This window comes from Hymenobacter sediminis, assembly GCF_003231285.1.
In the GTDB taxonomy this organism is placed as follows: domain Bacteria; phylum Bacteroidota; class Bacteroidia; order Cytophagales; family Hymenobacteraceae; genus Hymenobacter; species Hymenobacter sediminis.
In genome coordinates, this window is record NZ_QKNS01000001.1 from 1,026,744 (window position 1) to 1,041,188 (window position 14,445).

The following is a 14,445-nucleotide window of genomic DNA, read 5'->3' on the forward strand; positions in this document are numbered from 1 at the left end:
TATGGCCGACTATCCATTAGATGGACTATTTGAGTACCCTGGAATAGGGCAAATACCCCCCGGGGCGCTGCTGCTGGCCCGTAACCCTGTTACAGGCAAAGACCACCGCGTGCCTCGTAGCCGAGTAAGCGGAACAGGGGAAGGTGCTGGAGAAGGGGGGCCTACGCTGATTGTCACCTCTACACAAGAAGTGAAGCTATTGGCTGCTTCCTTCCCGCCTGCCCTGACCCCGGGCCAGCTTTATCTTCTTACTGGTCGAGTAAACGAAGATGGTGAGGAGATGGGCAACGTGTTGGTGCAAACCTACGATGCGACCACCCTTGCCCCGGAAGGTTTCTGGCGCAACCCGGAAACCGGACTAGTAGAGCGTGTAGCCTATGACCTGGCAACGGACACGGTAAGCCCGCTTGCTGGTGGTGGCACGCAGTTCACCCTACGGGGCGATTTCACGATTGATTTCTACCCAGACCCCAACGACCCCGAAGGAGACTACCTTCCCCAACCTCGGGAAATAGTTGAGGGCGACCTGTACCGTAGCCGTATTTCGGGCCGGTATTACCGCGCTACCCGTGACGAAGCAGCCACGACAACCAATCCCGCAGAAGACCAGACCGGTCTGTGGGAGGAGTGGCCCTTCTACAACGATGAGCTGGCCGCAAAGGCCGCCTTCAACAGTGGGTGGTTTGTGCCAACCAGTGACCCTAGGCTAACCAATACCCCGGTAGCGGTACGGGTGACGCTCAATCCCAACGGGGAGCGGTCCTTCGTGCGCTACAGCACGCACCAGGACGCCGCCAATACCGTCGCTGCCAGCGGCACGGACAAGCTCTTGCTGAATGGGGGAAACATGTTCGTGACCCTGATAGGCAACTGTGAGGCGTATTTCACGGGGTTGATCGGTAACCCTAGCCTGGGAGCTTTCCCGAATGGCGACTCAAACCCCCTGTCCATTACCACCTACGGACTACGTTGGACGGACCGCCTCGCCTTCCACACCCAAGGATTAGGCAAATCCGTGTACCGGGTAGTAAATGCCATCGGAGGGCCGCAGGCGTATGTAGACCTGTACACGGCATTTTCCGACAAGTACAATCCCGGCAACAACACCCGCGACGAGTACCGCTTTGAAGCTGTGCGCCTGCGGTCAGTCCTGCCTTACGCCGGTCCTACGGCCAAAGGGGCCGGCCTCTACCCGCAAGGGTTCGGCAACGGCATCCTGCGCACCATGATGAGCAACGACGTGCGCCACGCCTGCGATATCTACCTGCTGGATTGCGACTTGTCTACCACGGACGGAGCGATTGCCAGCGGGCCGTTGCATCCGGACACGCGCATTTACCTGCAGGGGAGAACCACCCTGGCAACGGGCAACGGCCGCCCGCTGTGGGACTTCACGGACGTAACGACCAATCAGCCCATGACCGCCGCCGTGCTGGCGCAGGTGGTGGTAGATCAGCGCGTAGCTACCGGAGGAGGCAGTACCGACCTAACCAACTACTACACCAAAACGCAGAGTGATGACCGCTACGCTCTAAAAGGGCAGTCCGTTACCCTGCGCAACATCTACGATGTCAGCTCGACTAAGCGCACCCAAGTAGCGGATGCGATTTCTACGAGCGTGAATGGCGGCGGGCCGGCCCGCACCAGTGAATCCGACTCCAGTATGCTGGGGAAAGTCTTCATAGACACGCGCATAGCGACCAGCCCCTACCGCTTTACCTGCGACCAATCCGCCGACACCAACGGCAACACGGTCATTTTCTGGAACCGCACCCGCATTCAATAGCCATGCACGGAGACACGAAAAAGGAACTGCTGCAACTCGCTACCCTGCTGCGCGGCAAGGAAGTGCCGGACCTTACCCCGTCCGCTATCCCGCCCACGGAGCGCAACGAAACCCTGGCCGCTACGGTGCAGCAGCAGGAAATGCAGCTCAACCTGGCGGGGCTTAACCTGGCGGACCTCGCCACCAAGTACACCAACCTGGCGAATCTCTATCAGCAGTCTCAAACAAAGCTAGTACAGGCAGAGGCCACGATTGCCGCCCACACGACTAGCCTAGCCGATAAGCTTTCCCGTGCAGGGGATACCTCAACGGGGCAGCAGATTGGCCCGGACGGCATGACCAACGACGCCTTTATTACCAATCGGCAGGTAGCCATTGGCGTGAAGCGGCCCGTGGCCGTGGGATTCAACATCGGCACCGCGAATACGCCGCTGACGCCTGCCCTGATTGACCCGCTGGGCCAGAACCGCAAGGCGGTGGTGCTGAAGGTTTATCTGTTTATGACCACCGCCGCAATCGGGCTGGGCCCTACCGTGAAAATCGGACCCCCCCCCGGCGGGTCGGAAATCAAAAGCCAAACCTACCTACTCACGGGGTTGCCGGGGGTGAACAAGCTGCTTGAGTTAAGCCCCGAAGTACTGACCGTGCTGCCGGTTGGCTCAACGATTTACGCTACGGCCAGCTCGGGCAAGTGGGCGGTGTTTGTGGACTGCCTCTTTACCAAAGAACTCTAATGGCCCTGCTAGGACTTAGCCCGGATGGAGGCACGCTGCTCAGCCCCGACGATACGATGGGGCTGGGCGCCGACGCAGCCTTTGTACTGGAACCCTGGGGTACGATATCAGGCCCCACGGAAATCCACTACGCCGACGATTTCATTTTCATGGCGGGCCTCAATAACCCGACCATAGAAGCGGCCTTGCAGCAGCTGGAAATAGACCTAAAGGCGGCGGGGTTGATTTCCCCCACGGACCGCACCGCCGGCAAGATTCGGGTAGCCTATCCAATGGTCGGCGGAACCTCTCTGACCCACGCCTACAATTTCATCGACCCGCGCCCCGTGCAGGCGGCGAACTTCCTGAGCTTTGTCGGGAGCCCGCTGCACACCGCCACGGGGGTGAAGTGGAACGGCATCAACCAGAGCGCCAATACCTATTACCGATTCGCGGGCTTGCCCGTGACCAACCGGCATATCTGCTACTACTCGCGCACGCAATCCACGAAAGGAGGAGCGGACATCGGGCAGGGAGCCGTGGTCAACAACGACTTTACCGGCATCTTCATTTACACCGGGTCGAGCACGAACTACTACATGTCGGATGTGACCAATGCTCAAACAGCCACGCCCACCACCCAAGGGCTGTTTGTGGTAGTGCGTGACACAGCGGGCAGCCGCCTGTATCGAGGCGAAACGCTGCTGCACACCAACCCCAATGCGGCCACCACGACGGGAGCGGGGAATACGCTCGACATGCAGTTAGCCTTGGGCAACAGCCAGCTCTCGGACCGGGAATGCGCCTGGGCTTCCTTCGGGGCTGCCTTTACGACGGCGGAAGAAATAGCGTACGCCCGTGCCATTCAACGCTTTCAAACCAGTCTAAACCGCGCCGTCTAATGCCGTTCTTCCTTGTCATTGCCGCCTCCCTGGCCGAATCCGCCAACGGCACGGTCCGCAACACCAACACCTTCCGCAGCCTGCAAACCTTAGACGGCCGCTATGTCTGCGCGCACAACTCCCTGATTGAGTTCCCCGACCTGTTCAAAGGGCGCCGGGTAACGCTGGTGGAGTTGGAAGAAACTGACTTCCCCGCTGAGCTACCGGAAGTACCCTTGCTCTAACCCCACCTACGCAGCTACTACCTGCCACCGATGACCCCGCCGTAACCCCGTGCCTGACCTCAACCCTTTCCTTGATAATGCGCAAAAAGAACTAGGCAAAGCAGTTGCGGTAGCGCTGTGGGGCCTAATCTCGGGCGGCTTCGCGTTGCTGGGTCGCTACCTCTGGGAGCTGATTCGCAACTGGCGCGAGGCCCGCAAGAAAGCCAAGCAAAGCCACCCGGTCTATTTGGCCCAGAAACAAAAGAGCTTAGACCGGGCGGCTGATAGAGCCTGCCTGTGGAGTGGAGCCGACCACGCTGCTATCTACCAGTTCCACAACGGCCAATACTTCGCCAACCATGACAGCATCCAAAAGATGAGCATGACGGGGGAGGGGGTCGAGTCAGAGTTGATTCGGCGCTGGCAGATTGAATCCCAGAACATGCCGACCGTGGTGTTCTCGGACTTTATCGAGTCCATCGGTACGCAGGCCCATGTGTGGCTGTACCGGGATGAGTGCCAGGACTATGAAATGAACCGCCTGATGCGGCAGCGGGGCTATGCCTGTTCGCTGGCCGTGCTGCTGAAAGGGGCAAAGAATGCGTGGCTGGGGGTGCTGGTGATGAGTTGGGGGGAAGGCCACTTTACCGACGAACATATCTCCCTCCCTGGCCTAGTAGAACATCAACGTGAAGCTTCCTTCATTCTCTCTGAGCAGTAGTCCTATGACAACGACGATTCTCTGGCGCCTCTTTCTGGTAGCGTGCGCTGTAACCCTGCTGCTTGGAGCCCTGGTATGGTGGCAAGCCTACCGGAATGGGGAGCTGAGCGACCAGTACCACGAAACCAAGAACTACTACGAGCTGCAGAACGACTCGCTCCGGGCAGAAGTGAATGAGAAGGGGCAACAGACGGTGTACCGGCCCATCGTAACCGTCAGCCCCGCCACGCTGGCAAGCCTGGAGGCCGGTATAGCCGCCCGGTTGCGGGATGATCTACGCGCCGAGTTTAGAGGGCAGAACGCCAAGCTCCTGTTTGGACAAAACGCCGCCACCACCACCCAGCAACAACTGCCCACGGTAGCGCTGACGGATACAGTAGTGCGGCGTCCCAAGCCTGGGGGTGGGGTGGTAGTGAAGCAGGCGAAGGCTGGCACTTTCAAAGATGAGTGGCTGAATCTGACGGGTATAGTCACCGATGACAGTATGTCGGTGAAGTACACCATCCGCAACGAATTCGATGTACGGGCCTACTCCAAGCGGGATGCAAAGCACTGGTGGCAGTTCTGGAAGCCGCGCCGGGTGTACGTGGATTTAAAGAACAAAAACCCCAACACGACAACCGACAAAATGGAGGCCGTGCTAGTCGATAAGAAATGAAACTCCCAGTCCTCACTACACATGATGTCATTCTACTAGCCGCCGGCATCAACGCCTTAGCCGGCGCGTGGCTGGCTTACCGCTTCTTCAACTCGCGCTGGTGGTGTGAGATGGTGGTAGACCCCAAGACAGGCCGAGCAGTAGCGGGTGACGTGATGAAGGCTTTCTCTTTTGCTATGGCAATGGCTCTCTCGATTGCCATAACAGTAGCCAAGCTGGCCTATGGCCGGGAGATAGGGCTTGAGATACCTGCCCTGATTGCCTTGCTGCTGACCTACTCTTTTGGCTTGCAGGATAACAAGCGCCGCCGGCTACAGGCTGCCGCCAACACAGACACTGACGCTCCCAAACCCCCTGCCGAATCATGAGCGCGAACATCAAGCAATTCTTTGACTCTGTGCGCAGTGGCCTCTTTGAAGGGCGACTCACACAAGCCCAGGTGCAGGGCATTGAGGCTATCCTGACGTACTATAAGGTACGGTACTCCGACCTCGAAAGCCTCGCCTATATTCTCGCTACGGCTTACCACGAGACCGCCCGCACCATGCAGCCGGTCCGGGAGTTCGGCCGGGGCAAGGGCTACGACTACGGCCGTCAGCTCCGGATGGACCGGCAGCCCTACACCACGCCGAAGCACATCTACTACGGCCGGGGGCTGGTTCAACTCACCTGGTATGAGAACTACCAGCGAACGGGCAAGCTCATTGGGCAAGACCTGCTAAACAATCCCGACCTGATGCTGCAGCTCGACGTGTCGGTAAAGGTGCTGGTAGAGGGCATGGTCGGCGGGTGGTTCACCGGCAAGAAGTTAGCCGATTACTTCCTAGGTCCGAAAGCTGACCCCTACAACGCTAGGCGCATCATCAACGGGCTGGACAAAGCTCAATTGATTGCCTCTTACTACACCGTGTTTTTGGACGCTCTAACCTAAACCCTTCCCTATGAAAAAGCTTCTGTCTGCCATCTTCTTCCTGCTGCCCTACCCGCTGGTATTGGGCTGGCACTTCCTACTAGGTGCTACTATCCTATGGGCCTGCCTGGGTGCCCCGCGTGAATACTCGTTCTGGCTGGTGTTGGCCGGCGGCGCGGGGGGTATTGCCCTAGGCTATGCCGTGTACCGCTGGGTACGCTCCTCGATTGTTCCTGCCTTAGCCATCTTGCTACTGGCTGCATGCGCTACTGCATGCGCAAAGAAGCCTACCGACTCCGCTAAGTGGGAACAGCTAACGGAGATGCCTGCCACCTGGGAAAACGATAGCACGGCATGGTCGGTGCGCTAGTTGTCCTAATGGTCGCGCTGCTGATTGCGGCCCGGGTGTTTCGCGCCCTGCATGATACCATGACCCACTCCCCGGGGGAAGGCCGCCCGGGTGAGTGGGGCCCGTTCTGGGATAGCACAACCAGCTGGAGGCTCAAATACAAAGACAGCGACCCCGCCAACGGCCCGGCCTTCCCCGGGTCAACTACCTGGTTGGTGGCCCTAACCGATGGGTGGCACCTAACCAACCTACTCGCCTGGCTGTGTATGGGGGTAGCCGTGGTACTGGCTGCCTATACCGGCGCTACGTTGTGGGCTATCGGTGGGGAGCTGGCTGGAAGGGTTGTCTTTGAACCAGTGTATAAATGGGCCCGGGCTGTATGAGGAGGGATTATAACTACCGTTGCGGTTTTCGGTACTTCGGAAGGCGCTGACTAGTCCACATGATGTGGATAATTTGTTGATAAAAAACCATGTTAATTGTCTGATTGTCAATGCGTTTATACGTATATTTATACATCACCAACGGTTTCACTATGCGGTTTGTATGCTGGTTTAGCCGCAAGTTTTTCGACTTGCACGACTACCCTGTAAGTATGGGCGGGGATGGTATCCCAAGTCACTTTCATACCTATCACTGCCGCTTCTGTGGCAAACCTTTTACTATTTGATATGGCAGAACGTAATGACCTCAGCGGCTATAGCTTGGACCAGTTTAAGCAGATGCCCTTAGAAAACACTCTCACAAAACTACTTGGCAGAGATACGCAGCAGATAGCAGAAGAAGAAAAGGCAGCTAAAGAGTCGTTGCTCAAGCAAATTGCCGTTCCCTCAAGCAATGACCCCGCGCGACAGGAGTTAGCCCGGCAAAACTGTGTTAGTCCTAACTGTGATTGCTATGACGCTCACCATTGCTTTGCCTTTACTGGTGGGCAGTTTATGCCGGGAGATGGCAAGCCGAAGAAGCAAGAGCCGTGGATAGGAGTAGACCTAGATGGGACGTTGGCGCATTATGACGGCTGGAAGTCTATCAACCATATAGGGGAGCCAGTGCCTGCTATGCAGGCCCGCGTAAAGCAGTGGCTGGCACAGGGCAAGCATGTGAAAATCTTCACCGCCCGCGTTTTTGACCCTTCGCCCGAAGTGTTGCGGCCAATTGTAGCATGGTGCCGCCAACACTTGGGGCGTGTGCTTCCTGTTACCTGTGTGAAGGATATGGCAATGACAGAGCTGTGGGATGACAGAGCCATTCAGGTTGTTGTCAATACAGGGGAACGAGTAGATAAGTATCTGTCTAAATCAGATGAAGAATAGTGCCGACTTGCTTCCGTTTGAAGAACTGGAATTACTACCAGCAGAACAGGGATGGGGTAAGTGGCGAGGCCTGCCGGGCTACGCTGATACGACTGTAGAGCGCTGGGCAACAGAGCCAAGTCAAATTTGGGTAGCAGGGCTCTACGGCCCACGGCAGATTGAAGCTACTAAGGTAGAGCGCTGGAAGTTTCGCAAATACCAGCACGAAGGCAATCGCTTTGGCCCGATGTTCCCAGAAGATAAGCGAGGGTTTATTTATACAAGTGGCGACTATCCCCATATGCGGGATTACTGCTTGGTTGCACCAGAAAGCAAGGCTTCTATTGACAACGTTTGTGCTGAAACCCGTGAAGACCTTTGCAAATATGTAAGCGCTAAACTGACAGCAGAATTAAAGGCTCACAATATGGCAGGACAGCTCATTCGTGGTAAACGCAAGGTGTATCAATAAGCTGCCTAACACTTCACCGCCCCGCCCTATGTAGAGGCGGGGCGGTAATTGTGTAACTAGCCGACATCTATGTCGGTCAGTAGTCGTATATTTGGGTAAGGTCGGCATCGCGCCGTTTATCCACTATTATTGGTTCCGAACCAGCTTCACGTGCTGGGGGTAGGAGCCATCCGGACCGGGCCCCCATACCTGGACCTTTAGAACCGGCCGCGCCGGAACGCTTGCCGCCCCGCTTCCACGTACCACGTAGAGGCGGGGCGGTTTCTGGTTTACTAGTCCTCGTACACAGAAGCCACGGCGGAATCTAGTTCATCGGTGCTGAGGCTAGCTATATAGCCAGCGGTTTCTGCAATAGAGGCATGGCCTAGCATCTGTTGCGGCACACGTAAGTCCTTTGTCTTTTCATAGGCACGAAGTGCGGCCGTATGCCGAGCAATATGAGAGTGTAGCCGCACCGGAAGCCCAACCCGCTCCGATAACCTATATAAAGCATTGCCCAGCGTAGCGCGGGCATTATCCTTTTCTTTGAACTTGGTAGACTTGTCTAGTTTGAAGTAGTCGGCTGGCAGGTAGGGGAATAGTAACGGGCCTGCGCTATCCATGTACTTTTCTAGCACAGGACGCAAGCGGGAAGGGATAGCTACATCCTTGTACCGGGTGCTCTTGTGCGTGGTAAAGCGTACCCGGCCCGCTGTTAAGTCTATCTGTTCTTTCCGCAGCTCCAGTATGGCGCCGACACGGGATCCGTGTAGATAGTACTGCGTCATAAACACATCCCGGGCCAAGGTTTGAGCAGGGGTCAGATTCTCGCATGAGAATAATTCATCTATCGTATCTCGCTTAACGGACTTGCGTTGCTTGCGCTGAGTTTTGCATCCTTTCGCTAGGCCCGCGAAGGTAGCCGGATGAGCAGGGGCTGCGTGTTTAAGCAGCGCGTTCAATCCGGCCAGCATCGTAGCGCGGGAGGTAGGGGCATAGTGCTGCTTTAACCACCCGGCGAAGGCAGCGGTAACGGACGCAGTAAGCCCGGTCAGTAGCAACCCTTGGGAGGCGGGCCACTTAGTCCAGACTTTTAAGCTGGCACCGTAGGACGTAAGCGTGCCCTCATTGCCCGCCCCGTAGGCGGTATGTAAGGCCGTAGTTAATAGGTCAGTGAGGGTTGGTTCTGGAGTAGAGGGAGTTGGTAAGACAATCTTTTTCGGACGCATAGCCCTGGCTATTTCCGCTGCTGTTACCGGGCCCGTGCGATCCGGTAACATTTCTAGCTGGGCAGCAGTAAGCGTTGCCTTCGCCGCGAGAATATCCAAGGATTTGTTGTAGGTGACCGCGGCGGCCGTACTGGTAATAATTTTGGCGTCGTGTCCACCCCATTCGGAGGGCAATACGCGGATGTGGGTGCTGACTTCGGCAGTGCCGTTTAGCGTCAGGCGTAAACTAATAGGAGCTTTGCCGGCCTTGTTGGCCTTGTGCGTTTTGAGCCAAAAGCGCGTTTTCACAGCGCAATCGGTAAGAGCAAGGTGTGTTGACATGTGTCCCGTGCCGCATGGATAGGGCGGCGGGGGCAGGTCATGGTGATAGCAATAAGAGGTAATGCATAAGCGGCACTAAGATGTGATTTACTATCACTCTGGCACGGGATATAGGGGTAACGCAATACTTGTAGTTCCATGTATGTACAAGAAAAAGCCGCCCGGGCAAGAGGCGGCAAGGGGTAACTGAAATGAAGAGGGTAAAGGAGGGGTAGGGCATGAAAAAAGCCCGATTCCAACCTATAGAGCGGGATTCGGGCTGCCAACACAAAGGGCTTCTTATTGCCGGGTAAAATTACGGTGAATAATCGGGTTTCCGGTTTCGGCCTACTTATTTCCTGTTGTCGTTCTGTTAATTTCTTTGTGGAAGCCAAGTTTACTACCTCTGCTCTAGGGTTGAAACCTAGTGGCCTGGAGCGCGGAAAACCCCTACCCCCGTTTTCTGGTTAAACCTTCCAACTGCCTTCCATAAGGCAGCCTCATCCATCATTCCCCTCGATACATGGCAACCACGAAAACATGGTTTATTACTGGCGTCAGCACCGGATTCGGTAAAGAGCTGGCCGAATACTGCCTCAGCCAAGGCGACAAAGTAGCCGCTACCTTCCGTAAGCAGGAGCAGGCCGATGAGTTCACGCAGAAAGCGGGCGGCGAAGGCCACGGCTTCGTATGTGATGTAGTGGACGAGCAGCAAGTAAAAAATGCTGTTCAGGCCGCCATTCAGCATTTCGGGCAGCTTGATGTTATTGTAAACAACGCCGGCTACGGCTCCCTGGGCAGCATTGAGGAAATTGACGATGCCGAAGTGCAGCGCCAGTTTGATGTGAACGTGTTCGGGCCACTGCGGGTGCTACGGGCGGTGCTGCCTCACCTGCGCGAGCGGAAAAGCGGCCACGTTCTCAATATCACCAGCATTGGCGGGCTCAAGACGTTTCCGGGGGTAGGGGTTTATAATGCCAGCAAGTTTGCCCTCGAAGCCCTGGGCGAAAGCCTGGCCCAGCAGGTTGGCCCGCTCGGTATCAAAGTCACCAACATCGAGCCCAGCGGCTTCCGCACCGACTGGGCTGGTCGCTCCGCTTCCTTCGTCGATACGGCCATTGAAGACTACCGCGCTACCGTGGGCGAGAACCTGAAAGGCATTCAAGGCTACAGCGGCCGCCAGCCCGGCGACCCGCAGCGCGCCGCAAAAATCATGTTTGATTTGGTGCGTCAGGAAAACCCGCCACTGCACCTGCCCCTCGGCAAGGCCGCCGTGAAAGGTGCCCGCGACAAGTTTACTACCCTGGTGAAAGAGCTGGAACAGGTAGCCGACCTCGGCGACTCGGCCGATTATCCGGCTGGCGAGTAAGGTTTGCTGCTTCTAATGTAAAAGCCCCGTGGCAATGTGCCACGGGGCTTTTACATTAGAAGCAGCTTTATCTGCTAACGTTCAGACTCAGGCAGTGCCCGCCGGAAATCGGGGTGGAAGGACAGGCTCAACTGTAAGTTCTCGCTTACTTCGTAGCGGCTTTCCTGCCGAAGCTGCACTAGCTGGTTCAGGTAGCCCACTTCCACCGACGACGCTTTGCTTATCTGATAGCCCAGGCCTGCGTAAGCTCGGTTCTGCTTGATCAGGCTGTTTGTTTCCTGGCGGCCGAAACCCAGAAATACCTCATCCGAAACCACCGCAAACGGCACTCCAGGAACCAGCTCCCGACCAATCAGCGGCAGGGCGAGCCGCAGCTGGTAGCGCATCCGATTTAAGTAAGTATAAGAGCGCATAGGCATAAGCTGCACCCAGCGCTGCTCCAGCCGGTAGCGGTGCTGAAACTTCACCCGGCTCTTGTCGTCCTGCAGCTGCACCTGCTGGTAAAGGCGATGCTCGGGCGCACTAACGGGGGCAGGGTAGCCCGCCTCCAGGTAAGAGCGGGAGTGCGCATACCCTCCGGACAACACCAGCACATTTGCCGCGTGATAGTTTACCCCCAGCCGCACCACATTCTGCCAGTCCAGCTCCGCGGTGCGGGCCCGAATCAGCTGGGCTTCGGCGTGAAGACCCCACCGCTTACTCAGGCGCGAGTCGCTGAAAAACATCAGCCACGCATTGCGAGTGCCAGAGCGGGTAGGAGGTTGCGAGGTGCCGGAGCGAAGCTGCTGGGCGGCGCCCGGGTGCAGTAACAGCAACAACAGGCTCGTCAGCAGCAGCAGGCCCCGGGCTGGTAGAGGAGCTGTCTGCATAGAGTAATGTTACTGAATTGTTACCAATCTTGCCTAGTGTGTTATGTTATGTTTTAACCCCTTGTCGATGAAGGTGAAAGAATAGCGGACGAACCCCGGAGTTGGCCGGATTTGCTACAGTCCGTTTTGCTTTTTCGTGCCTCTGATGGCCTGGGCCTCCAGCGGGTTTTCGGGCCAGTAGTGCTTGGGGTAGCGGCCGCGCAGCTCCTTGCGCACCTCGAAGTAGCTGCTGGTCCAGAAGCTGCGCAAGTCGCGGGTAACCTGGGCGGGGCGGTAGCCGGGAGAGAGTAGGTGCAGAGTGAGCGGCACGCGGCCCCCAGCCACGGTAGGCGTATCCAATAGTCCAAAAACCTCCTGCAGGCGCACGGCCAGAATGGGCGCGGTCGGGTCGGCGTAATCGAGTCGGATGCGAGAGCCGGTAGGCACCTCCAGGTGGGAGGGAGCGAGCCGGTCCAACTCCTGCCGTTGGGCCCAGCCGTTGGGCAGCAAACTCAGCAACGCCTCCGCAAAATCAACTCTTCCTAGCTCCGCCCACGATTTTACCCCTGTCAGATAAGGGCCCAGCCACTCTTCCAGTCCATCCAGCAGAGTCGTATCTGATACATCGGGCCAGGCTTCCGGCAATAGGTGATGCAGAAAGGCCAGCCGCTCCCGCAGTTGGGTTGCAGCCTCGCTCCAGGGTAGGCGCCCTACTCCGCCGGCCCGGATAACCTCCAACAGAGTAGCCATCAGTACATCAGGGTCGGGGTTGGGTAGGGCAGCATCAGCTAGCACCAGTGCGCCCAGGCGGCGGAGGCGGCGTGCAGTTACGCGGCCGGCGGCTTCGTCCCAGCGCACCTCGTCGCGCGTTTCAATCTGTTCTGCGAAGTACTGCTCCAACTCGGCTTTGCTTAAGGGAGCAGCCAGGCTGGCGCGGGGCTGGGCGGCTACTCCATCCAGGGCGGCTACCGCAAAGAATACGTCTTGTTGGCTGAAAAACTCGGCGGGCAAAGTGGCCCGCTGCCCGCTGACCAGCCGCACCCGTTCGGGTGTTTCGCGTTGGGCCAGCCGGTCGGGGTAGGCGAAGGCGGCCAACAGCCCGGCCACATCGGGCTCAATTTCACCTTTGGCTCCCGCCCGGTTGCGCAGCACGGCCGCAGCTTCCCGCACGCGCCGCACGGCGGCCGCATCTGGCATCAACCCTGGCAAGGGGGCGCGGCCAGTTGCTAAGGCTTCAAGCCGTAGGCGCAGATCTGGCGGGCCAAAAGAGCCATCGGCCGGGCGCAGAATGTCGCGCTCCGTTAGCAAAGCTGCCAGAGCACAGGCGGTGGCTCCATGGCCCGTTTCCTTCCCCCGCACCACTAAGTGAGCCAGGCGCGGCGCTAGGCCGAGGCCGGCCAGGGCTCGGCCGTGAGAGGTAGGTAGGCCATCGGGGCTGAGGGCCTGAAGACGCACCAATAAGTCGCGGGCCTGAGCCAGGGCGGGAGCAGGCGGCGCATCCAGCCACCGCAGGGCCGAGGCGTCGCGGGCACCCCAGAGGGCCAGTTCCAGGGCTAGTGGGCTAAGGTCGGCGGTCAGGATTTCGGGGGCGAGGTGGTGGGGCAGCTCTCGGTATTCGGCTTCGGTCCAGAGGCGGTAGCAGGTGCCAGGGCCTAGGCGGCCAGCTCGGCCCCGGCGCTGGTCGGCGGCGGCCTGGCTCACGGGCTCGGTGCCAAGGGTTGTTAAGCCGGTGCGAGGCTCGAAGCGGGGCACGCGGGCATAGCCGCCATCTACCACAATTGTGACGCCCTCGATGGTCAAGCTGGTTTCGGCAATGCTGGTAGCCAGCACCACCTTGCGCCGGCCGGCCGGCGCGGGGCGCAGAGCGGCATCCTGCTGCTCGGCGGGCAGCTCGCCATGGAGCACATGAATGTCGATGTGGTCAGGTAGAGAAGCCAGCTTATCCGCTACCCGGCGCTGGTCGGCCAAACCGGGCAAGAACACCAGCACGTCGCCGGTAGCGTGCTGCTGCAGCGCTTCACGAATAATGGCCGGGGTGAGGTCCTGGAGCTTCTCGTGGGGGCGGCGCGAAACGGTGGCGGCCCGTTGCGGGCTGAGGTAGTGGGTTTCTACAGGAAACATGCGGCCCAAACTGCGCACCACCGGCGCGCCTAGCCAATTGCCCAGCCGGTCGGCATCCAGCGTCGCCGACATCACCAGAATCCGCAGATCGGGCCGCAGCACGCTTTGCGCATCCAAGGCTAGGGCCAGGCCTAAATCGGCCTGCAGGCTACGCTCATGAAACTCATCGAAGAGAACTGCTGCCACGCCTTCCAGGGCTGGGTCATCCTGCAATTGGCGGGTCAGAATGACCTCAGTTACTACCTCGATGCGGGTTTTGGCCGACACCTTGCTTTCCAGGCGCATGCGGTAGCCAACGGTCTGGCCCACCGGCTCGCCTAGGAGCTGGGCCATGCGGGTAGCGGCGGCGCGGGCAGCCAGGCGGCGCGGCTCCAGCACCAGAATCCTACCTCCTTCGCGCCAAGCAGCCTCCAGCAGGGCCAGGGGCACAACGGTGGTTTTGCCGGCGCCGGGCGGAGCCTGCAGCACGGCTACACTATGGTTCTCCAGCGTAGCAAGCAGTTCCGGAAGGGCGTCGGTGATGGGAAGGTTAGGGAGGAGCATAGGGGTAGGGTTTCCTCACAGAGGTCCGCGGAGGGACGTGCCGAGAGAAA

The 14,445-nt window shown here is 58.4% G+C and carries 16 protein-coding genes; 13 read left to right on the forward strand and 3 right to left on the reverse strand.

Features of this window, described 5'->3' with window-relative positions; genetic code table 11:
• The first annotated feature begins 1 nt into the window (after position 1).
• From DNI29_RS04525 to DNI29_RS04580, 12 genes are all read left to right on the forward strand, one after another.
• Positions 2-1,786, forward strand: coding sequence for a hypothetical protein (locus tag DNI29_RS04525; protein ID WP_123823069.1), 1,785 nt, complete (start codon positions 2-4; stop codon positions 1,784-1,786).
• Positions 1,787-1,788: 2 nt separating this feature from the next.
• Positions 1,789-2,520 carry a hypothetical protein gene (locus DNI29_RS04530; protein ID WP_110976858.1) on the forward strand — a complete coding sequence of 244 codons (732 nt, stop codon included), beginning with the start codon at positions 1,789-1,791 and terminating at the stop codon, positions 2,518-2,520.
• Positions 2,520-3,401 (forward strand): hypothetical protein, encoded by an 882-nt coding sequence (locus DNI29_RS04535; protein WP_110976859.1) that lies wholly within the window; start codon positions 2,520-2,522, stop codon positions 3,399-3,401. Before DNI29_RS04530 ends, DNI29_RS04535 begins: the two co-directional genes overlap by 1 nt.
• Entirely contained in the window at positions 3,401-3,625 is a 225-nt protein-coding gene (locus DNI29_RS04540) for a hypothetical protein (protein ID WP_110976860.1), read from the forward strand. The genes DNI29_RS04535 and DNI29_RS04540 overlap by 1 nt, the downstream gene beginning before the upstream one ends.
• Positions 3,626-3,674: 49 nt before the next feature.
• Positions 3,675-4,325 (forward strand): hypothetical protein, encoded by a 651-nt coding sequence (locus tag DNI29_RS04545; protein ID WP_110976861.1) that lies wholly within the window; start codon positions 3,675-3,677, stop codon positions 4,323-4,325.
• 4 nt (positions 4,326-4,329) lie between these two features.
• On the forward strand, positions 4,330-4,983 hold the full coding sequence (locus DNI29_RS04550; protein WP_110976862.1) for a DUF6549 family protein: 654 nt from the start codon (positions 4,330-4,332) through the stop codon (positions 4,981-4,983).
• Positions 4,980-5,351 (forward strand): hypothetical protein, encoded by a 372-nt coding sequence (locus tag DNI29_RS04555; RefSeq protein ID WP_110976863.1) that lies wholly within the window; start codon positions 4,980-4,982, stop codon positions 5,349-5,351. Before DNI29_RS04550 ends, DNI29_RS04555 begins: the two co-directional genes overlap by 4 nt.
• Positions 5,348-5,914, forward strand: a complete 567-nt coding sequence (locus DNI29_RS04560) for a glycoside hydrolase family 19 protein (RefSeq protein WP_110976864.1) — start codon at positions 5,348-5,350, stop codon at positions 5,912-5,914. The genes DNI29_RS04555 and DNI29_RS04560 overlap by 4 nt, the downstream gene beginning before the upstream one ends.
• 10 nt (positions 5,915-5,924) lie before the next feature.
• Positions 5,925-6,263 (forward strand): hypothetical protein, encoded by a 339-nt coding sequence (locus DNI29_RS04565; RefSeq protein WP_110976865.1) that lies wholly within the window; start codon positions 5,925-5,927, stop codon positions 6,261-6,263.
• A gap of 8 nt (positions 6,264-6,271) precedes the next feature.
• Positions 6,272-6,625, forward strand: coding sequence for a hypothetical protein (locus tag DNI29_RS04570; RefSeq protein WP_110976866.1), 354 nt, complete (start codon positions 6,272-6,274; stop codon positions 6,623-6,625).
• 264 nt (positions 6,626-6,889) lie between these two features.
• Positions 6,890-7,555 carry a hypothetical protein gene (locus DNI29_RS24715; protein WP_202910366.1) on the forward strand — a complete coding sequence of 222 codons (666 nt, stop codon included), beginning with the start codon at positions 6,890-6,892 and terminating at the stop codon, positions 7,553-7,555.
• Complete coding sequence (locus tag DNI29_RS04580; RefSeq protein ID WP_110976867.1) at positions 7,545-8,006, forward strand: hypothetical protein; 462 nt, start codon at positions 7,545-7,547, stop codon at positions 8,004-8,006. Before DNI29_RS24715 ends, DNI29_RS04580 begins: the two co-directional genes overlap by 11 nt.
• Positions 8,007-8,278: 272 nt before the next feature.
• Here the strand turns inward: DNI29_RS04580 and DNI29_RS04585 are convergent, their stop codons facing one another.
• The gene (locus DNI29_RS04585; RefSeq protein ID WP_162303509.1) at positions 8,279-9,502 is read right to left on the reverse strand and encodes a tyrosine-type recombinase/integrase; all 1,224 of its coding nucleotides are present in this window, start codon (positions 9,500-9,502) and stop codon (positions 8,279-8,281) included.
• A 535-nt stretch (positions 9,503-10,037) separates the two neighbouring features.
• Between DNI29_RS04585 and DNI29_RS04590 the strand changes: the two genes are divergently transcribed.
• A complete protein-coding gene (locus tag DNI29_RS04590) occupies positions 10,038-10,883 on the forward strand; it encodes an oxidoreductase (protein ID WP_110976869.1) in 846 nt (281 codons plus the stop codon).
• Between the two features lie 74 nt (positions 10,884-10,957).
• Here the strand turns inward: DNI29_RS04590 and DNI29_RS04595 are convergent, their stop codons facing one another.
• Complete coding sequence (locus DNI29_RS04595) at positions 10,958-11,752, reverse strand: DUF2490 domain-containing protein (protein ID WP_110976870.1); 795 nt, start codon at positions 11,750-11,752, stop codon at positions 10,958-10,960.
• Positions 11,753-11,866: 114 nt separating this feature from the next.
• Positions 11,867-14,395, reverse strand: coding sequence for an ATP-dependent helicase HrpB (gene hrpB / locus DNI29_RS04600; RefSeq protein WP_110976871.1), 2,529 nt, complete (start codon positions 14,393-14,395; stop codon positions 11,867-11,869).
• Positions 14,396-14,445 lie beyond the last annotated feature (50 nt).

What these genes read in the sequence shown, in the direction of transcription:
- DNI29_RS04590 (WP_110976869.1), top strand. Translation starts at nt 10,038, where the DNA reads ATGGCAACCACGAAAACATGGTTTATTACTGGCGTCAGCACCGGATTC.
- DNI29_RS04580 (WP_110976867.1), top strand. Translation starts at nt 7,545, where the DNA reads ATGAAGAATAGTGCCGACTTGCTTCCGTTTGAAGAACTGGAATTACTA.
- DNI29_RS04570 (WP_110976866.1), top strand. Translation starts at nt 6,272, where the DNA reads ATGGTCGCGCTGCTGATTGCGGCCCGGGTGTTTCGCGCCCTGCATGAT.
- DNI29_RS04535 (WP_110976859.1), top strand. Translation starts at nt 2,520, where the DNA reads ATGGCCCTGCTAGGACTTAGCCCGGATGGAGGCACGCTGCTCAGCCCC.
- DNI29_RS04560 (WP_110976864.1), top strand. Translation starts at nt 5,348, where the DNA reads ATGAGCGCGAACATCAAGCAATTCTTTGACTCTGTGCGCAGTGGCCTC.
- hrpB (WP_110976871.1), bottom strand. Translation starts at nt 14,395, where the DNA reads ATGCTCCTCCCTAACCTTCCCATCACCGACGCCCTTCCGGAACTGCTT.
- DNI29_RS04595 (WP_110976870.1), bottom strand. Translation starts at nt 11,752, where the DNA reads ATGCAGACAGCTCCTCTACCAGCCCGGGGCCTGCTGCTGCTGACGAGC.
- DNI29_RS04540 (WP_110976860.1), top strand. Translation starts at nt 3,401, where the DNA reads ATGCCGTTCTTCCTTGTCATTGCCGCCTCCCTGGCCGAATCCGCCAAC.
- DNI29_RS04530 (WP_110976858.1), top strand. Translation starts at nt 1,789, where the DNA reads ATGCACGGAGACACGAAAAAGGAACTGCTGCAACTCGCTACCCTGCTG.
- DNI29_RS04565 (WP_110976865.1), top strand. Translation starts at nt 5,925, where the DNA reads ATGAAAAAGCTTCTGTCTGCCATCTTCTTCCTGCTGCCCTACCCGCTG.
- DNI29_RS04550 (WP_110976862.1), top strand. Translation starts at nt 4,330, where the DNA reads ATGACAACGACGATTCTCTGGCGCCTCTTTCTGGTAGCGTGCGCTGTA.
- DNI29_RS04525 (WP_123823069.1), top strand. Translation starts at nt 2, where the DNA reads ATGGCCGACTATCCATTAGATGGACTATTTGAGTACCCTGGAATAGGG.
- DNI29_RS04555 (WP_110976863.1), top strand. Translation starts at nt 4,980, where the DNA reads ATGAAACTCCCAGTCCTCACTACACATGATGTCATTCTACTAGCCGCC.